This window comes from Amycolatopsis sp. CA-128772, from assembly GCF_002904295.1.
In the GTDB taxonomy this organism is placed as follows: domain Bacteria; phylum Actinomycetota; class Actinomycetes; order Mycobacteriales; family Pseudonocardiaceae; genus Amycolatopsis.
In genome coordinates this window covers 15,223-33,791 of sequence record NZ_PPHG01000007.1, presented here as the reverse complement: position 1 = coordinate 33,791, position 18,569 = coordinate 15,223, and the positions used below count along the sequence as shown (strand labels likewise).

The 18,569-nt window shown below is 70.3% G+C and carries 19 protein-coding genes; 13 read left to right on the top strand and 6 right to left on the bottom strand.

The features are described from left to right. Positions 1-33: 33 nt before the first annotated feature. Positions 34-999 (bottom strand): Gfo/Idh/MocA family protein, encoded by a 966-nt coding sequence (locus tag C2L59_RS02800; RefSeq protein ID WP_103347926.1) that lies wholly within the window; start codon positions 997-999, stop codon positions 34-36. A gap of 291 nt (positions 1,000-1,290) precedes the next feature. Here C2L59_RS02800 and C2L59_RS02795 point away from each other — a divergent pair, with 291 nt between their 5' ends. Continuing rightward, a complete protein-coding gene (locus tag C2L59_RS02795; protein ID WP_103347925.1) occupies positions 1,291-1,593 on the top strand; it encodes a hypothetical protein in 303 nt (100 codons plus the stop codon). A gap of 43 nt (positions 1,594-1,636) precedes the next feature. After that, a complete protein-coding gene (dusB, locus tag C2L59_RS02790) occupies positions 1,637-2,776 on the top strand; it encodes a tRNA dihydrouridine synthase DusB (RefSeq protein ID WP_103347924.1) in 1,140 nt (379 codons plus the stop codon). Here the strand turns inward: dusB and C2L59_RS02785 are convergent. Then, positions 2,697-3,089: a hypothetical protein gene (locus tag C2L59_RS02785; protein WP_103347923.1), complete on the bottom strand. Its 393-nt coding sequence runs from the start codon at positions 3,087-3,089 to the stop codon at positions 2,697-2,699. The two genes, dusB and C2L59_RS02785, sit on opposite strands and share 80 nt — an antisense overlap. Positions 3,090-3,198: 109 nt before the next feature. Here C2L59_RS02785 and C2L59_RS02780 point away from each other — a divergent pair, with 109 nt between their 5' ends. From C2L59_RS02780 to phoU, 11 genes are all read left to right on the top strand, one after another. After that, a complete protein-coding gene (locus C2L59_RS02780; protein WP_103347922.1) occupies positions 3,199-3,852 on the top strand; it encodes a VC0807 family protein in 654 nt (217 codons plus the stop codon). Between the two features lie 32 nt (positions 3,853-3,884). Next, the gene (locus tag C2L59_RS02775; RefSeq protein ID WP_199198881.1) at positions 3,885-4,577 is read left to right on the top strand and encodes a GntR family transcriptional regulator; all 693 of its coding nucleotides are present in this window, start codon (positions 3,885-3,887) and stop codon (positions 4,575-4,577) included. Next, positions 4,574-5,569 (top strand): ADP-ribosylglycohydrolase family protein, encoded by a 996-nt coding sequence (locus C2L59_RS02770; RefSeq protein ID WP_103347920.1) that lies wholly within the window; start codon positions 4,574-4,576, stop codon positions 5,567-5,569. Before C2L59_RS02775 ends, C2L59_RS02770 begins: the two co-directional genes overlap by 4 nt. Further along, positions 5,566-6,441, top strand: coding sequence for a PfkB family carbohydrate kinase (locus tag C2L59_RS02765; protein WP_103347919.1), 876 nt, complete (start codon positions 5,566-5,568; stop codon positions 6,439-6,441). Before C2L59_RS02770 ends, C2L59_RS02765 begins: the two co-directional genes overlap by 4 nt. Further along, the gene (locus tag C2L59_RS02760; RefSeq protein ID WP_103347918.1) at positions 6,438-7,871 is read left to right on the top strand and encodes a cytosine permease; all 1,434 of its coding nucleotides are present in this window, start codon (positions 6,438-6,440) and stop codon (positions 7,869-7,871) included. Before C2L59_RS02765 ends, C2L59_RS02760 begins: the two co-directional genes overlap by 4 nt. Beyond that, positions 7,868-8,398 (top strand): cysteine hydrolase family protein, encoded by a 531-nt coding sequence (locus tag C2L59_RS02755; RefSeq protein ID WP_103347917.1) that lies wholly within the window; start codon positions 7,868-7,870, stop codon positions 8,396-8,398. The genes C2L59_RS02760 and C2L59_RS02755 overlap by 4 nt, the downstream gene beginning before the upstream one ends. A 10-nt stretch (positions 8,399-8,408) precedes the next feature. Beyond that, on the top strand, positions 8,409-9,242 hold the full coding sequence (locus tag C2L59_RS02750; protein WP_103347916.1) for an alpha/beta fold hydrolase: 834 nt from the start codon (positions 8,409-8,411) through the stop codon (positions 9,240-9,242). 86 nt (positions 9,243-9,328) lie between these two features. Continuing rightward, entirely contained in the window at positions 9,329-9,892 is a 564-nt protein-coding gene (gene idi, locus C2L59_RS02745; protein ID WP_103347915.1) for an isopentenyl-diphosphate Delta-isomerase, read from the top strand. Positions 9,893-10,013: 121 nt separating this feature from the next. Next, positions 10,014-10,688 (top strand): GGDEF domain-containing protein, encoded by a 675-nt coding sequence (locus C2L59_RS02740; protein WP_103347914.1) that lies wholly within the window; start codon positions 10,014-10,016, stop codon positions 10,686-10,688. A 1,607-nt stretch (positions 10,689-12,295) separates the two neighbouring features. Then, positions 12,296-13,690 carry an LCP family protein gene (locus C2L59_RS02730; RefSeq protein ID WP_103348023.1) on the top strand — a complete coding sequence of 465 codons (1,395 nt, stop codon included), beginning with the start codon at positions 12,296-12,298 and terminating at the stop codon, positions 13,688-13,690. 83 nt (positions 13,691-13,773) lie between these two features. Next, positions 13,774-14,439, top strand: coding sequence for a phosphate signaling complex protein PhoU (phoU, locus tag C2L59_RS02725; protein ID WP_103347913.1), 666 nt, complete (start codon positions 13,774-13,776; stop codon positions 14,437-14,439). Positions 14,440-14,500: 61 nt separating this feature from the next. Here the strand turns inward: phoU and pstB are convergent, their stop codons facing one another. From pstB to pstS, 4 genes are read right to left on the bottom strand one after another with little or no spacing between them, the layout of a single operon-like run. Next, positions 14,501-15,277, bottom strand: coding sequence for a phosphate ABC transporter ATP-binding protein PstB (gene pstB, locus C2L59_RS02720; protein WP_020642202.1), 777 nt, complete (start codon positions 15,275-15,277; stop codon positions 14,501-14,503). A 10-nt stretch (positions 15,278-15,287) separates the two neighbouring features. After that, positions 15,288-16,205 carry a phosphate ABC transporter permease PstA gene (gene pstA / locus C2L59_RS02715; RefSeq protein WP_103347912.1) on the bottom strand — a complete coding sequence of 306 codons (918 nt, stop codon included), beginning with the start codon at positions 16,203-16,205 and terminating at the stop codon, positions 15,288-15,290. 2 nt (positions 16,206-16,207) lie between these two features. Next, positions 16,208-17,272 carry a phosphate ABC transporter permease subunit PstC gene (pstC, locus tag C2L59_RS02710; RefSeq protein ID WP_233223239.1) on the bottom strand — a complete coding sequence of 355 codons (1,065 nt, stop codon included), beginning with the start codon at positions 17,270-17,272 and terminating at the stop codon, positions 16,208-16,210. A 51-nt stretch (positions 17,273-17,323) separates the two neighbouring features. Continuing rightward, positions 17,324-18,454, bottom strand: coding sequence for a phosphate ABC transporter substrate-binding protein PstS (gene pstS / locus C2L59_RS02705; protein ID WP_103347911.1), 1,131 nt, complete (start codon positions 18,452-18,454; stop codon positions 17,324-17,326). Between the last annotated feature and the right edge of the window lie 115 nt (positions 18,455-18,569).

Here is an 18,569-nt window from a genome sequence, read left to right as displayed (position 1 = left end):
ACCTGCGGATCCGTAGCACTACTCAATCCGCGGTCACGTCCTGGTCGCGGCCAGCACCTGGTCCATGGTGGTCATGATCGAGACGGTCTCGGCCAGCGGCATGAGCGGGCTCTCGGTCTCCCCGCCGGCCAGCCGCCGGGCGACTTCGTCGGCCTGGTGCCGCAGCCCACGGCCTTCGTCGACGTGTTCGAAGCGCTGCCGCTCGCCTTCGCGCGGGACGAAGGTGAAGGACGCGGGCGCGTAGAACGGCCCGTCGACCTCGATGCGCGCGTCGGTGCCGACGATCGTCGCGGTGGTCGGCGAAACAGCGCTCAACGTGCAGGTCAGCACGGCCTGCGCGCCACTCGCGTAGCCGAACAGCATGGACATCTGCGCGTCGACGCCGGTGAAGGCGGGGGTGGCCATGGCGGCCACCCGCTCGGGCGCCCCGAGGACCATCGACGCGAAGGAAACGGGATAGATCCCCAGGTCGAGCAGCGCACCGCCGCCGAGTTCCGGCGCGAACAGCCGGAACCCGGCATCTTCGGCGAACCACTGCCCGTGATCGGCGGCCACGGTGACGACGGACCCGAGCTGCGGCAGGAGCTCGCGGATGTGCCGGACGTGCGGCAGGAACCGCGTCCACATGGCTTCCATCAGGAAGAGGTCCCTGGACCGCGCCAGGTCGACGAGGTCCTGAGCTTCCTCGGCGTTCATCGTGAACGGCTTCTCGACGAGCACGGGCTTCCCGGCTTCGAGGGCGAGCCGCGCGTTGCCGTGGTGCATGGGATGCGGAGTGGCGACGTAAACGACGTCGACGTCCGGATCGTTCGCAAGGGCCTCGTAGCTGCTGTGCCGGGCGGGTATGCCGTGGTGATCGGCAAACCGCCCGGCACTCTCGGCGGTCCGCGACCCGACGGCGGCGACGACCCCGGACTCGGTGAGCTCGAGGTCCTCGGCGAAGGCACCGGCGATGCCACCGGTACCCATGATTCCCCAGCGGAGGGGCGCGTTCGTCATACGCCGAACCCTATGCCCGAGCGGTCCCGTAGAGTGTTACGTCGATCACATCGAGGGGGCCACGATGAGCGACAAAAGCCAGCCGCCGAAAAAGTCCGGCTGGAGCGAAAAAATCCCGAATTGGGTCACCGCGATCGCGGCCCTGATCACCGCGCTCACCGGCGCCGGGCTCTTTATCGGCCTGAAGAGTGCTCCGGAGACCGCACCACACGGCGAACCGCCATCCAGCAGCAGGACGAACTCGGCACCGGCCGAGGCCGACCAGGCTCTCTACTGGTCAGGCGAGCTTGAGTGGGCAAGTTCAACCTCGACATCAACCCCCCGATCTACACCGACGGCGAGTACATACAGGCCGTATCCCTCCGCGGCACCCTCGACGTCACCGGCACTGCCCGGCTGACCACTTGGAAAACAAGCGGGCAACCGGGCCGAGTCGAATGCGCATCGGCGGTCGACGCCGACGGCGCCAAGAGCACCTACTACGCGAAGGGCAACCAAATCTGCGGGCGCACCGCCGAGGGGCGGACCTTCCTGCTCCACATCAATTCGACGGGCAACACCGTCCGCACGCAGGTCACCGTGTGGAACAAGTGACCTGCGTAGCCCCTGGTCGCCGTGATCGACACCACAGGCGACAATGGAGACCGTGACCGCCACCCTCAGCAAGCCCGCCCTGAAGATCGGCCCCTACCGCGTCGATCCCCCAGTCGTGCTCGCCCCGATGGCCGGCATCACCAACGTCGCCTTCCGCCAGCTCTGCGCCGAGTACGGCGCCGGCATCTACGTGTGCGAAATGATCACCGCCCGCGCCGTCGTCGAACGGCACCCCGGGACCATGCACATGATGACCTTCGGGGCGAACGAAAAGCCCCGGTCCATGCAGCTCTACGGCGTCGACCCGAAGACCATGGCCGAAGCCGTCCGGATCATCGTCGGCGAAGGCCTCGCCGACCACGTCGACTCCAACTTCGGCTGTCCCGTCGCGAAGGTGACGCGCAAGGGCGGCGGGGCCGCGCTGCCGTTCAAGCGGAAGCTGTTCGAAGCCATCGTGCGCGAGTCCGTCAAGGCCGCCGGTGACACGCCGTTCACCGTCAAGTTCCGCATCGGCATCGACGACGAGCACCACACCTACCTCGACGCCGGCCGCATCGCCGAAGCCGAGGGCGCCGCCGCCGTCAGCCTGCACGCCCGGACCGCCGCCCAGCGCTACTCCGGTCAGGCCGACTGGACGAAGATCGCCGCCCTGAAAGAGGCCGTGACCAGCATCCCCGTCCTCGGCAACGGCGACATCTTCTCCGCCGCCGACGCCCTGCGCATGGTCGACGAAACCGGCTGCGACGGCGTCGTCGTCGGCCGCGGCTGCCTCGGCCGGCCGTGGCTGTTCGGCGAGCTGGAAGCCGCGTTCGCCGGCCGCCCGCTGCCGACCCCGCCCACCCTCGGCGAGGTCGCGAAGGTCCTGCGCCGGCACGCCGAGCTGCTCATCTCCCACGACGGCGAGACCAAGGCCCTGCGCGACCTGCGCAAGCACATGGCCTGGTACTTCATGAACTTCCCGGTCGGCTCCGAACTCCGCCGCGGCTTCGCGATGGTGTCCGGCCTCCCCGAACTCGACGACCTCATCGGCCGGCTCGACCACGACGCCCCCTTCCCCGCCGACGCCGACGGCCCCCGCGGCCGCCAGGGCTCCCCGGGCAAGGTCACGCTGCCGCACGGCTGGCTCGACGACCCGGACGACGACTGCGTCCCCGAGGCGGAAGACCTGCATTCGGGCGGCTGAGCTGCAGCAGGCTCAACCCGAACAGCAGCACCCCCAACGGCACGTGCACGGCTTTGACGTGCGCGATCCCGAGGAAGACCTGCGCGGTCACCAGCACGAGGAACCCCACGGCGAACAGCGGCGCCCGGCCGCCCAGCCGCCACACCAGTGCGGCCGCGACCACCTGCACGACGGCGACGATCCACACCGTGTACGCCGAAGCGCTGTGCAGGACGTGCCCGTTCGGGGTGCTCAGCAGCAGGCCGGCGGTGACCGGCGCGAGGAAGGTGGCCAGCGTCTGCAGGGCGATCGTGACGCGCAGGAACGTTGTCATACCCACCCGACGACGCAGCCGCGCGGAACGTGAGGCCGTGACATCTGTCAGCCCGAAGTCGTGGCGGACGGCATCCTTCCCAGGCCCGCCACCGCGACAAGCTTCCGGCATGACGACGAACCAGCCCGGAAACGCCCTCCTCAAGACCCTCGCGATCGAGATCGCCGTGCCGGCCGCGGTCTACTACGGCCTCCACTCGCTCGGCGCGAGCGACTTCACCGCCCTCGCCGCCTCCGGCGTCTTCCCGCTGGTCCGGACCCTCTACCAGTTCGCCAGGGACCGCACGCTCAACAGCCTCGCGCTCGTCGTGCTGACCACGAACGTCGTCGGCATGCTGCTCACCTTCGTCACCGGTGACGCCCGGATGATGATCGCCAAGGACTCGCTCGGCAGCGGCATCACCGGCCTGGTCATCCTCGCCTCCGCCTTCACCGCGGCGCCGATCATGAGCAAGACCATGCGGCCCTTCCTCACCCGCGGCAAGGCGGAGCGGGAAGCCGCGTGGGAACGGCTCTCCGGAACCGGAACCTTCGACGCCGTCCTGCGGCGCTGCAACGTGATCTGGGGCATCGGCTTCGCGCTGGAGAGCTCGGCCCGCATCGTCGGCGCGTTCACGCTGCCCGTGTCGACCATGGTGTGGCTGAGCACCGTCCTGTTCGCGGGTTCCTTCGCGGTCATCATGGTCGTCTCCGGGAAGGTCGCCGAGAAGGCGGGCAAGATGATCGCCGCGGAGGCGCAGGCGAGCACCCTCGTGACCGCTTGACCTGCACCGATGCCGGGTGTACAGGTGTGTACATGTACAGCAAGCGGCAGCAGCTGGTCGGCGACCTCACCGACCTGATCCGCTCCGGGCGCCTCGCCCACGGCGAACGCCTCCCCGGCGAGAACCAGCTCGCCCTGCAGTACCAGGTCAGCCGCGGCACCGTCCGCAGCGCCCTGTCCGAGCTGCAGCAGCTCGAGCTCATCTCCACCCAGGCCGGCGTCGGGTCGTTCGTCACCTTCGACGGCGTCCAGCTCGACCAGCGGATCGGCTGGGCCCGCGCCCTCGCCGACGCCGGCGCGCCGGTCACCACCGAGCTGCTCGGCATCGAGACCGTCGAAGACCGGGCCCTGGCGGAAGAATTCGGCGAGACGGCCTACGTCGCCGTGCGGCGGCTGCGGCGGGAGCACGACCGCGGGATCTCCCTGGAAACCGCCACCGTGCCCGCCGCCGGGCCGCTCGCCGACCTTCCGGGAACCGGCCTGCGAGACGGCTCCCTGACCAAGACCCTCGAAGCCGCCGGGCGAATCTCCGTCGGCGGCGACCAGTGGATCAGCACCGAACGCCTCGACGTCTGCGCGGCCGGGCTCCTCGGCCGCAGCATCGGCGAGCTCTTCCTGCGCGCCGAGCGCACCTCGGTCGACGCCGAAGGCCGGCTCGTCGAACGGGTCGTCAGCCTGCTGGACCCGGACCGGTTCCAGTTCCACCTCACCTTCGGGCACCGGTGAGCGCGCGGGACCGGGCGCTCGGCGCGTTCACCGGGCTGGCCGTCGGCGACGCGCTCGGCATGCCGACGCAGTCGATGTCCCGCGCCGCCATCGCGGCCACCTACGGGCCGGTCACCGGCCTGCTCACCGCCGTCGCCGAACAGCCGGTCGCGCCGTCGATGCCCGCCGGCTCGGTCACCGACGACACCGAGCAGGCCATCCTGCTGGCCCGGCTGCTCATCGACGGCCGCGGCACGGTGGAGCCGCACGTCTTCGCCGACGCCCTGCTCATCTGGGAAGCCGACATGGTCCGCCGCGGTTCCGCGGACCTGCTCGGGCCGTCCACCAAGCGGGCGCTGTCGCGGCTCCAGGACGGCGTCCCGGCCGACGAAGCCGGCCGCGGCGGGACCACCAACGGCGCCGCCATGCGGGTCGCGCCGGTGGGCATCGCCACGCCGGCCGACGACCTGCACCGGCTGGTCGACGCGGTCGTCGCGACCGCGCGGGTCACGCACAACACCAACCTCGGCATCGCGTCGGCCGCCGCGGTGGCGGCCGTCGTCTCCGCCGGCGTCGACGGCGCGAGCCTGGCCGAAGCGCTCGACGCCGGCGAGCGCGCCGCCGTCGTGGGCGGGGAACGCGGGCACTGGGCGCCCGGCGGGGAGATCGCGGCCCGGATCCGGTGGGCGCGCGGCTGGGTGCGGGGCATGGCCGCGGACGCCGTGGCCGACGCGGTCGCACGGGTGATCGGCACGTCGGTCGCGTCGCAGGAATCCGTCGTCGCCGCGTTCGCGCTGGCCGAAGCCATGGGCGACGACCCGCCGGCGGCGCTGCGGCTGGCCGCCGGGCTCGGCGGCGACACCGACACCGTGGCCGCGATCTGCGGGGCGATGCTCGGCGCCGCGCACGGCGTCGGCGCGTTCCGCCCCGACGTCGTCGAGACCGTGCTCGCCGTCAACCGGCTCGAATTCGGGCCGCTGGTCGACGAACTCCTGAAGCTGCGCCGGCGATGAGCGGGCGGCTGGTGCACACCGGGCAGGTCGTCGTCGACCTCGTCATGGCGGTGCCGGCCCTGCCGCCGGCCGGCGGCGACGTGCTGGCGTCGTCGACGAAACTGTTGCCCGGTGGGGGTTTCAACGTCATGGCCGCCGCCGCGCGGTCCGGCGCGCGCGTGCTTTACGCGGGCAGTCACGGTACCGGCCCTTTCGGCGACCTCGCCCGTGAGGCATTGGCGGCGGAAGGCATTGCGCTGGCGCACGATCGTATGTCCAAAGTGGACACCGGCGTCGTCGTCGTGCTCGTCGAAGCGAGCGGCGAGCGCACCTTCGCGACCGGCACCGGCGCCGAGGGACGGCTGCACGCCGAATTTCTCGACCGGATCACCCCAAAGACTGACGACGTCGTGTACGTGAGCGGATACAGTTGGTTGCACGACATCAATCGCGGGGCCCTCCTCGAGTGGCTACCCCGTCTTCCCGGCTCGAGGATCCTGTTCGATCCTGGCCCCCTCATCGGCGACATCAACCCTGGAGACCTCCATGACCTTTTATCCACAGTAGACATACTGAGCTGCACAGCCCGCGAAGCCGAGGTGCTGGGCGAGCTGCCGCCCGTCGTCGTCGTCCGCGAAGGCGCGAAAGGCTGTCGCGTCCACGAACACGGCCGGATCACCGACGTCCCCGGGTTCCCGGTCGACGCGGTGGACACGACCGGCGCCGGTGACACGCACTGCGGCGTACTGGCCGCGGAGCTGCTGCGCGGCAGTACTCTCCTCGACGCCGCCGTGCGCGCCAACGCGGCGGCCGCGCTTTCGGTGACCCGTCCCGGCCCGGCGACCGCGCCGGTCCGGGAGGAGATCGACCAGCTGGTGGAGGCCATGCGATGACCGGTTCCCGCAGGCTCGAGGTGGAGACCAACGGCCTCGACGTGATCGACGACGCCGAGCGGCGCGGACGGCCGCGGCAGCTGTTCTGGCCGTGGTTCGGCGCGAACGTGTCGGTGCTGGGGCTGAGCTACGGCTCGTTCACCCTCGGCTTCGGCATCTCGTTCGGGCAGGCCCTCGTGGCCGGCGTGGTCGGCATCCTGTTCTCGTTCCTGCTGTGCGGATTCATCGCCATCGCCGGCAAACGCGGGTCGGCGCCGACGATGCTGCTCTCGCGGGCGGCGTTCGGCGTGCGCGGCAACCGGCTGCCGTCGGCGATCTCGTGGCTGCTGACGGTCGGCTGGGAAACCGTGCTCGCCGCACTGGCGACACTGGCCACGGCGACCGTGTTCGAGCGTCTCGGCTGGGGCGGCGGAACGGCGACGAAGGTGGTCGCGCTGGTCGTGGTGGCGGCGCTGACCGTCGCCGCCGGCGTGCTCGGTTTCGACGCGATCATGCGGCTGCAGACGTGGATCACCTGGATCACCGGCGTGCTGACGGTGGTCTACGTGGTCCTCGTGGCCGGTGACGTGCACTGGGCGGCGGTGCGCGAGCTGCCCTCCGGCTCGGCGCAGCAGTGGGTCGGCGCGCTGGTGTTCCTGATGACCGGCTTCGGCCTCGGCTGGGTCAACGCGGCCGCGGACTACTCGCGGTACCTGCCGCGGTCGTCGTCGAGCCGCGGCGTGGTCGGCTGGACGACGTTCGGCGCGTCGGTGGCGCCGCTGGTGCTGCTGGTGTTCGGGCTGCTGCTGGCCGGGTCGTCGCCGGAGCTGAACAAGGCGATCGCGGCCGACCCGATCGGCGCGTTGACGACGTTGCTGCCGCTGTGGTTCCTGGTGCCGTTCGCGATCGTCGCGGTGCTCGGCCTGGTCGGCGGCGCGGTGCTGGACATCTACTCGTCGGGGCTGGCGCTGCTCTCGGCCGGCCTGCGCATCCCCCGCCCGGCGGCGGCGCTGGTCGACGGCGTGATCATGGTCCTCGGCACGATCTACATCGTGTTCTTCGGTGGCGAGTTCCTCGGCCAGTTCCAGGGTTTCCTGGTGACGCTGGGGGTGCCGGTCGCGGCCTGGTGCGGCGTGATGCTCGCGGACGTCCTGCTGCGCCGCCGCGACTACGCCGAGCCGGACCTCTTCGACCCGGCCGGCCGCTACGGCGACGTCCGCGTCGGCCCGATCGCGCTGGTCCTGGTGGCCACGGCCCTCGGCTGGGGCCTGGTGACGAACACGGCGGCGGACTGGCTCAAGTGGCAGGGCTACCTGCTGGAACCGTTCGGCCTCGGCGGCCGCGACGGCGCGTGGGCGTACGCGAACCTCGGCGTGCTGCTGGCCCTGGCGCTGGGCTTCCTGGTGACGTTGCTGACGCGGCCGCGGATCCGCGCCCAGGAGGCGGCGTGAAGGCGGTCCTGGCGGTCATCGACCTGCAGAACGTGTTCGCCGACCCGGCGAGCCCGTGGCGCACCCCACGCTTCGCCGAGGTGGTCCCGCCCATCGCGCGTCTGGTGACGGCGTTCGGCAACGACGTCGTGTTCACGCGGTTCGTCGCACCAGCACAACCGGAAGGAGCGTGGAAGCGGTACTACGCACAGTGGCCGTTCGCCCTGCAACCACCGGACGCCCCGCTGTACCAGGTGATCGACGCATTCCACCCACCCTCCACAGTGGACGCGACAACGTTCGGCAAGTGGACCCCGCGGATGGCCACCCGCGTCGGCGGCGCGGGCCTGGTCCTGGCGGGCGTCTCAACGGACTGCTGCGTCCTGTCGACGGCCCTGGCCGCGGCGGACGCGGGCGTCTCGGTGACGGTGGTATCGGACGCCTGCGCGGGTGTCGACGACGAAAGCCACGCAAAGGCCCTGGACATCATGCGCCTGTACGGCCCGCTGGTGCAGGTGGCCACGACCGAGGAGGTGCTCGCGAAGTAGATTCGGCGGCGTGATCGACCACATCAGCATCCCCACCGAAGCCGGTTCCTTCGACGCCATCGCCGCCGGGCCCGAGGACGGGCGGCCCGTGCTGCTGCTGCACGGCTTCCCCGAAGCCGCGGTCGAGTGGGAGCACCAGGTCGCCACCCTCGGCGTGCTCGGGTTCCGGGCGGTCGCGCCGGATCAGCGTGGCTACTCGCCGGACGTGCGGCCCGAGCAGGCCGGTGACTACTCGATCGATCACCTCGTCGAGGACGTCGTCGCGATCACCGAAACGCTGGGCTGGCCGAAGTTCGACCTCGTCGGGCACGACTGGGGCGGCGCGGTCGCCTGGTGGACCGCCGACGCGCACCCGGAGCGGCTGCGCAGCCTCGCCGTCGTCTCCACGCCGCACCCCGCCGCGCTCGCCGAGGCCATGAAGACGGACGAGGACCAGCACCTGCGCAGCCGCTACATGACCGAGTGGCGGCAGACCCGCGTCACCGAACGGCGGATGCTGGAGAACGACGCCCGCGCGCTGCGGGACATGTTCGAGCGGCGCGTGTCGCCGTCCAAGGTCGACGACTACGTGCGGCGGCTGTCCGAGCCGGGCGCGCTCACCGCCGCCCTCAACTGGTACCGGGGCGGCCGTCCGGGCGGGAAGATCGGCAAGATCGCCGTGCCGACGTTGTACGTCTGGAGCACCGAGGACGTCTCGTTCGGATCGACGGCCGCGCTCGACACCGCGAACTGGGTCACCGCGCCCTACCGCTTCGAAATGCTCGAGGACGTGACGCACTGGGCGCCCGAGGAGGCGCCGGAAGCCGTCACCACGCTGCTCGTCGAGCACCTCAACGCGCGGTAACCGCCCGTCACCCCAGCGGGCGGACCGCCGGTAACCCACCCGCCTCGCGGTACGGCGGGCCGCTCGCCGTCGTGTTCACTGGGGACGTGGATACCGCGACCGAAACCGAGACCGAGCAGATCGTCTTCGTCACCGAGGACGGCGTGCCCACCGGCGAAACCGGCCCGAAGCTGGCCAGCCACCACGAGCACACCCGGTTGCACCTGGCCTTCTCGTGCTACGTCCTGCGGCGCAGCGACAACGCCCTGCTGATCACCCAGCGCGCGCTACACAAGAAGGTCTGGCCGGGGGTCTGGACCAACAGCGTCTGCGGCCACCCGGCGCCCGGCGAAACCCTCGAGGACGCCGTCCGCCGGCGCGCCGGTTACGAGCTCGGGATGCCGTCGCTGTCCGGGCTGCACTGCGTGCTGCCGAACTACCGCTACCGGACGCCGCCGTTCCAGGGGATAGTCGAGAACGAGTTCTGCCCGGTGTTCGCCGCGTGGGCCGACACCGAACCGGCGCCGAACCCGGAGGAGGTCGGCAGCTGGCGCTGGGTGCCCTGGCCCGACTACACACAGCTACTGAACGACCCGACGGCTAATGTGAGTTACTGGGCTAAGGACCAGTTCGAGCAGCTCAAGGCCATCGAACCGTTCTCCGGACTCTGAGCCGCCTGTGTCGCAGAGTAACCACCACTGTCCCGTTTGAGCGAAATTCACCTTCCCCCCGCACCGACACCTCAAGCGCGGCCACCACCACGACGACAACCAAGGGGTGGTGGAGGTGGGCATGGTCGCCGAGGGCGAGGGCGCGCTCGGCCGGACGGCCGGGCCGCCGCCGCCGGACCTGCTCCGCCTGCACGAGGCCATCGCCGGCCTGTTCGCCACCCAGGGCGACTGGCGCCGCGCCTACCAGCACCTCCGGTCCGCGCTGGAGATCGCCCGCGACGGCAGTCTCCGCGACCCGCTGACGTCGAGCTACAACCGCCGTTACCTCGACGAGCGGCTGTACGGACCGTTCACCGACCGTCCGCCGCTGGGCATTGCCCTGATCGACCTCGACCGGTTCAAGGGCGTCAACGACACGTACGGTCACCTCGTCGGCGACCGCGTCCTGCGCCGGGTCGCCGATCTGCTGCAGGAGGACCTGCCCCCGGGCGGCTTCTGCGCCCGCTACGGCGGCGAGGAGTTCGTGCTGTGGCTGCCGGGGATCGACGCCGGGGCCGCCATCCAGCTCGTCGAGAGCGCCCGGCTGCGCGTCGCGCGTCACCCCTGGTCAGAACTCCAGCCCGGGTTGCGGGTGACGATCAGCGCCGGCCTGGCGCACGAGACGCCGGGCGCGGGGACGCCGGAGCGCCAGCTGCGCCGCGCGGACACGTTGCTTTATGCGGCGAAACGCGCAGGCCGCAACAAAGTCGCCTATCACGACGCGCAAACGACACACTTAATAACCCACTCTGAGTAACGCAAACAGGGCATTACTCCGGTTCGCCGATGCGGTGCATCACCCGTTTGTCGACGCGCACCGGCCGTTCGTCGACTGAAGGTGAAGAAAATTCCGGGAGGGTGTCGTCACGAACGGGGGGTATCCGTACGATAACGAAAACCGCCGCGGGAACGATCACCTCCTGCGGGGGAAGGCGGCCAAGTTCCAGCCCGCCCATCGGACGCGCGAAAGGAGACCGAGTGCCGGACGAGCACGACAGCCCGGGAACCGGTCGCCGCACCGGCCGCCGCCGGTCGATGGAGGACCAGGGCGGGATCAGCGTCTCCGACGTCGTCGCCAGGACCACCGGCACCCGCCCGGTTCCGCAGGACCGCACCGACCAGCCGGGACACCGGGCCCGGGCCGCGGAGCCCCCGGCCCACCAGCGACCGGCGCAGGCCCCACCGGATAACCAGGTACCCACGGACGCGACGCGCCAATCACGCACCCCCCGCCCCCGCCAGCCGAGGCGAGCGGCCCCGCAACCGGAGGCCCCCCTCCAGCGCCGCCCCCCGGCGGCCAACCAGAGCCCCCAGCAAACCCCGGCGGCCCCCCAGCCCCCACGCCGAGCCCGCCGAGCGGCGGCGGAGGCCCCGGAGAGCACCCCAACCCACCGGGACACCCCGGACGGCTCCGGCCCCAACGGCCCGGCCGCCCGCCACGCCGACGCCCCGGCCCCCCACCACCCCGCTGCGGCCGACAGTCCCGCACCCCGCCGAGCAACGGCCGACAGTCCCGCACCCCGCCGCACTGCGGCCGACGGCCCCGCACCTCGCCGAGCAGCCGCCGACAGCCCCGCACCTCGCCGAGCAGCCGCCGACAGCCCCGCACCCCGCCGCACTGCGGCCGACGGCCCCGCACCTCGCCGAGCAGCGGCGGCGGCCCAGCGGCCCACGCCGGACAGCCCAGCCCCCCGCCACGGCGCCGGGGGAATCGCCCCCAGCCACCCGGCCGGCGCCGAGGGAATGGCCCCTCGCCGCACGGGCGAGCACCCCGCACCCCGCCGAGCAGCGGCAGAAGCACCGCTCGACGGCCCCCGCCGCGCGGCAAACGCACCGGAAGGTGCTCCGCGGCGCTTTGCCCCCGATGGCCCCGCACCCCGCCGCGCAGCCGACGGCCCGATGGCCCGCCGCACACCAGGCGCCGAAGCCGCATCCCAGCGGCCCTCCCCGGACAGCCCGGCCCCCCACCGCCGCGGTGCCGAAGGGATGGCTCCTCGTCGCGCAGCAGCCGCCGAAGGCGCACCGGCCGATGGCCCCGGACTCCGCCGCGCCGCCGCCGAAGGGATCGCTCCTCGTCGCGCAGCAGCCGCCGAAAGCGCAGCGATCGATGGCCCCCTGTCCGGCCGCGCACCGGGCGCCGAAGGGTCGCAGCGCCCCACGCCCGACAGCCCGGCACCTCGCCGCACAGCCGATGGCCCTGCATCCCGCCGCGCCGCTGCCGAGGGGATGGACCCTCGGCGCGCAGCAGCCGCCGAAGGCGCGCCGGCCGCCGCCGAAGGCGCCGCAGCCGCCGAGGCCCCCGCAGCCGACGGCCCATTGCGGACCCAAGCCGTCCCCCCGCGAGCCGCGCTTGATCCGCTCACCATGACCGATGAGATGGAAGCGATCGACGAGGCTACCCAGTACCGGCGCAAGATCGACCACACCCTCGCCCGGTTCTCCGCCGCGCACGACGAGATGGAAGCCGAGGAGGCGAAGCGGCGCGAACGCCGTGAACGCCTTTCACCCACCTCCCTCATCGAGAGCACCCGGACCGCCCTGCAGCGCGTCGTCGCGACCTCTCCTTCTCCCGAAGAAGCGCACGAGGCCGAACATGTCCGGCTGCAGGAGAAGAAGCAGCTGAAGGTCGAACGGTCGGCGCGCTTCGGGCGGATCGCCGCCGCTGTGGTGGCGGGGCTCGTCTTCCTCGGGATCGGGGGTGCTTGGGGGGCTCAGACCTACTTCGACGCCAAGTTCACCCAGGTCTCCGCGCTCGACGAGAACTCCGCCGACATCCAGGACGCCGACGCGCAGGCCAACGACGAGAACTTCCTGATGGTCGGCTCCGACACCCGGGACGGTGCGTCCGTCGAAGAGGGTGTCGGGACCGCCGACAGCACGCCCGGGGCGCGCAGTGACACCGTGATGGTGGCGCACATCCCGGCCGACCGGAAGCGGGTTGTCGTCACGTCCTTCCCGCGTGACCTCGAGGTCAACCGGCCGGACTGCCAGAAGTGGGACCCGGCCCAGAACAAGACGACCGACGAGGTCTACAAGGGCGCGAAGTTCGCCAAGCTCAACACCGCCTACGCCGTCGGCGGGCCGGCCTGTGTCACCAAGGTCATCCAGCAGATCACCGGGCTGCGGATCAACCACTTCGTCGGCATCGACTTCAACGGCTTCAAGGAGATGGTCGACGCCGTGCACGGGGTCACCATCCACAACGAGATCCCGATCGACGACAGCATCCTCGGCAAGGTGCTGCTGGAGACCGGTGACGTGACCATCTCCGGTGACCAGGCGCTGAACTTCGTCCGCGCGCGGCACGTCAAGGGCGATCCGACGTCCGACTACGGCCGGATCAAGCGGCAGCAGGAGTTCATCGGCGCGCTGCTGAAGAAGGTCATGTCCTCGGACGTCGTGCTCGACCCCGGGAAGCTCAGCGACTTCATCACCGCCTTCGCGAAGGCCACCTTCGGCGACAACCTCGGCGTCAAGCAGATGATGACGCTGGCGCAGTCGATGAAGGGCCTGGACTCGTCGAAGATCACCTTCCTCACCGTCCCGACGGTCGGCATGGCCAACAACCGCGGCAACGAGGTCCTCGTCCTCAGCAAGACGAAAGCCCTCTTCGACGCGCTGCGCAACAACACCCCGCTGCCCGACGCGAACGCGCCCGTCCCGGCGAGCGAGCAGCCCGCGCCGACCAGCACGTCGAAGCCGAAGAGCAGCGGCAGCTCCAAGCCGACCAGCACCCGCAGGAGCACCTCCACGGGCTGATCCGCGAGGATCGTTAGTCCGGGTTCACGTGCGGTTCACCCGGCGATGCGGTATTCGGCCCCCGTTGGCCGTAGGGTTGGGCCATGCGTGAGGCTTACCATGTCGAACTCGAACAGCTCGCCGACCACCTGGCCGCGATGTCGGTCCAGGTCGCCGAAGCGATGGAGCGCGCCACGCGGGCACTGCTGGAGGTCGATCTGAGCCTCGCCGAGCAGGTCATCAGCGACGACGCCAAGGTCGACGACGCCCGCGCCCAGTGCGAGGAGCAGGCGTACGCGCTGCTGGCCCTGCAGGCGCCGGTGGCGACCGACCTGCGCACGGTGCTCGCCGCGATCCACGCCGCGGAAAGCCTGGAGCGGATGGGCGACCTGGCGCTGCACGTGGCGAAGGCCGCGCGGCGCCGCCACCCCGAGCCGGTGCTGCCGGATGCGGTGCGGCCGTACTTCGCCGAGATGGGCGAGATTTCGGTCAAGCTGGCCCGCCAGGTCGAGCAGGTCATCCACTCCAAGGACGTCGAGGCGGCGAAGTCGATCGAGGCCGACGACGACCAGGTGGACGACATCCACCGCCACCTGTTCACGGTCCTGATGGACCGCGAGTGGCCGCACGGTGTCGCCGCGGCGGTCGACGTGACGCTGCTGGGCCGCTTCTACGAGCGCTACGCCGACCACGCGGTGTCGGTCGCGAAGAGGATGATCTTCGTGGTCACCGGGAAGATGCCGGGCTACGGTTCCGACGACGAACTCTGAGCAGTATCAGCGAAGAAAGCCCCCGGCCGCGGCCGGGGGCTTTCTCCATTCCACTTCGGACTCAGCCGAAGCGGCCGGAAATGTAGTCTTCGGTGGCTTTTTCGTCCGGGTTGGAGAAGATCTTCTCCGTGTCGTTCAGCTCCACCAGCCGGCCCGGCTGGCCGACGCCGGCGAGGTTGAAGAACGCCGTCTGGTCGGAAACCCGGGCCGCCTGCTGCATGTTGTGCGTGACGATGACGATCGTGTAGTCCTTCTTCAGCTCGCCGATCAGGTCCTCGATCGCCAGCGTGGAAATCGGGTCCAGGGCCGAGCACGGCTCGTCCATCAGCAGCACGTCCGGCTGGACCGCGATCGCCCGCGCGATGCACAGCCGCTGCTGCTGACCGCCCGACAGGCCGCCGCCCGGCTTGTTGAGGCGGTCCTTGACCTCGTTCCACAGGTTCGCGCCGCGCAGGGCACGCTCGGCGATGTCGTCGAGGGTCTTCTTGCCCTTGGTGCCGCCCAGTTTCAGGCCCGCCACCACGTTGTCCTTGATGGACATCGTCGGGAACGGGTTGGGGCGCTGGAACACCATGCCGATCGTGCGGCGCACCTGCACCGGGTCGACCGACGACGCGTAGATGTTCTCGCCGTCCAGCAGGACGTCGCCCTCGACGCGGGCACCGGGGATGACCTCGTGCATGCGGTTGAGCGTGCGCAGCACCGTCGACTTGCCGCAGCCGGACGGGCCGATGAACGCGGTGACGTTGCGCGGCGGCACGGAAAGGGTGACACCGTCCACGGCGTGGAACTTGCCGTAGTAGATGTCGACGTCCTTGACATCGAGTCGTTTGGCCATCAGGAACAGCTCACTTCTTCTTCGGGGCGACGAGGCGCGCGAACACGGTGGCGAGGAGGTTGATCAGCGCGATGATGAGGACCAGGGTCAGGGCCGCACCCCAGATCCGGTCGAAGCCGACCGAGCCGGGATCCATCGAGTTGGTGACGCGCTCGTTGTTCATCAACAGCGGGAGCGCCGCCTGTTCGCCGCTGAAGATGTCCCAGTTCGTGTAGGCGGAATAGCCGACCAGGACCAGCAGCGGCGCGGTCTCGCCCATCACGCGGGCCAGCGCCATCATGACGCCGCCGACGATGCCGGACATCGCCGTCGGGAGCACGATCTTCATGATCGTCTTCCACTTCGGCACACCCAGTGCGTAGGACGCCTCGCGCAGGTCGTCCGGGACGATCCGCAGCATTTCCTCCGACGAGCGGACGACCACCGGGATCATCAGCAGCACCAGGGCCAGCGAAACCGCGAAACCGCTGCGCGGCAGGCCGAACGTGGTGATCCAGAGCGCGTAGATGAACAGCGCGGCGACGATCGAGGGGACACCGGAGAGGATGTCGACCATGAACGTCGTGGCCTTCGCGAGCTTGCCCCGGCCGTACTCGACGAGGTAGATCGCGACGAGCATGCCGATCGGCACCGCGATGATCGCGCAGACCAGGCCCTGCAGGAGGCTGCCGATGATCGCGTGCAGCACGCCGCCGCCGACCTCGTCGGACAGGTAGTTACCCAGGTCCTGCGACCACCAGTTGGAGTACGGGATGCGCTTGATGCCGTTGACGACCACCGTGTAGAGCACCCACACGAGCGGGACGACGGCGATCAGGAACGAGAGCCAGACCAGCGTGGTGGCGATCCCGTTCTTGACCTTGCGAGCCAGGCTGACCTGCTGGAACGCCGGGGTCGAAGCGGGCGCTTCGAGCGTGGTGGTGGACATGCTCAGTCCCCCTTCTTGCCGATGACGGAGCGCGCGGCGAAGTTGACGAGGAAGGTGAGCACGAACAGCACCAGACCGGCCGCGATGTACGCGCCGGCCGAGATCTCGTTGTTGAACTCGCTGTAGTTGGCGGCGATCTTCGAGGCGAAGGTGGCACCGCCGTCGAAGAGGCTCCAGTCGAAGTTCTTGCCCTGCGGGATCAGCAGGATGACGGCGAGCGCGATCGTCTCGCCCAGCGCGCGGCCGAGGCCGAGCATGGACGCGCCGATGTAGCCGGCCTTGCCGAACGGCAGCACCGTGGTGCGGATGACCTCCCACCGGGTGGCCCCGAGCGCGAGCGCGCCCTCCATGTGCGGGGTGGGCGTGCGCTCGAAGACCTCACGGGAGAGCGAGGTGATGATCGGCAGGATCATCACGGCCAGCACGATGCCGGCGGTGAAAATCGTGCCGCGCACGCTCGGCGCGACGTTGCCGGGCGCCAGCAGCGGGAACCACGAGAACGTGTCGTTGATCCACTGGGAGAACGGCTCGATCGCCGGCGCGAACACCAGGATGCCCCACAGGCCGAAGATGATCGACGGCACGGCGGCGAGCAGGTCGATGACGTACGCGAACGGCCGCGCGAGCCGCTTCGGCGCGTACTGGGTCAGGAACAGCGCGATGCCCAGCGAGACGGGCATCGCGATGATCAGCGCCACGACCGACGTCGCCACGGTCACCTCGAGCAGGTCGAGGATGCCGAACGACATGTTGGCGGGGTCGTTGGTCGACCAGCCGTGGTTCGTCAGGAAGTTGACGTTGTCGGCCTGCAGCGCCGGGATCGCCTGGATCAGCAGGAAGAGGCCGATCAGGCCGATCAGGGCGACGACGAAGACACCCGCCCCGGTGGTCAGGTTCTGGAAGATGCGGTCACCGGGCCGCTTCTTCGGTTTCTCGCTCGCGGGCGGCTGCGGCGCCGCCGGGGAGCCTGGTTGCTCCGAAATCGGGACCTCCGGGGGCGTCGTGACGGACGACGAACGCCCACCGGGGTCGCCGGTGGGCGTTCGCGTCGAGGATGACTCGCTCATCAGCTACTTCTGACCAGCCTCTATCACTCGGATGTCAGTCGCAATGCCAGGTCAGGAGATCGCCTTGACGGCGGCCAGGACCTTGGTCTGCAGCGACTGCGGGATCGGCACGTAGCCCTTGGCGGACAGCGGCTGCTGGCCGTCGGTGGCGGCCACCGTCAGGAACGCCTTGACGGCCTTCGCGACGTCCGCGTTCGCGTACTTCGAGCAGACGATCTCGTAGGTCGTCAGCAGCAGCGGGTAGGCACCCGGGGTGTTGCTGGCGTAGATGCCGTTGAGGTCGAGCGCGAGGTCGTTCGAGCCGTCCTTGAGGAACTTCGCCGCGTCGAGGGACTTCGCCACGTTCGCCGCGCTGAGCTCGACACCGCCGGAGCCGCTGTCGATCAGGGCCGGGGTCAGGCCGTCCTTGGCGAACGCGCCCTCGACGTAGGTGATGCCGCCGTCGGAGGCCTTCACCGCGGTCGCGACGCCGTTGGAGCCCTGCGCACCGTTGCCGACGCCACCGTTGAACTTCTTGCCGGCACCCTTGGTCCAGTCGGCCTTCGCCGCGGCGCCCAGGTACTTCTGGAAGTTGTCGGTGGTGCCCGACTCGTCGGCGCGGGAGACGACCTGGATCGCCTTGTCCGGCAGGTTCAGGCTCTCGTTGCCCTTGATGCCCTTGATGGCCGGGTCGTTCCACTTGGTGACGGTGCCGCTGAAGATCTTGGCGGTCACCGACGGGGTCAGCGTCAGCTTGTCCACACCGGACAGCTTGTAGGCGACCGCGATCGGGCCGACGACCAGCGGGATGTTCCAGGCGTCGCTGGCGCAGCGGGCCTTGGCGGCCGCGGCGTCGGCGTCCTTGATCGGCGAGTCCGAGCCGCCGAAGTCGATCTGGTTGGCGTTGAACTGCTTGACGCCCGCGCCCGAACCGCTCGGGTTGTAGTTGACCTGCTGGCCGGCGCACTTCTTGCTGAACTGCTGCGTGAAGATGTCGATGGCGTTCTTCTGCGCCGACGAACCTTCCGCGGAGAGCGGGCTCTTGCCACCGCACTCCACGTCGGCGGTGCCGGTCGCAGCGGGCGCCGAAGCCGAGTTCGAGCTGCTGCTGTTGGACGCCGCGGGGTCAGTGCCACAGGCGGCGAGCACGAGAGCGGCGCTCGCCACGATGCCGACCGCGCTCAGGGGCCGCATGATCTTCACTGCTGTTTCCTCCATCAGGAGCTTGACCGGGTCGTCGCGGCGTGCTGCCGCGCCGGATCCGGACATTAGGCAGCCCTGGTGGACGGTCGCCCCTCTCCGGATGAACGGAAAGTGA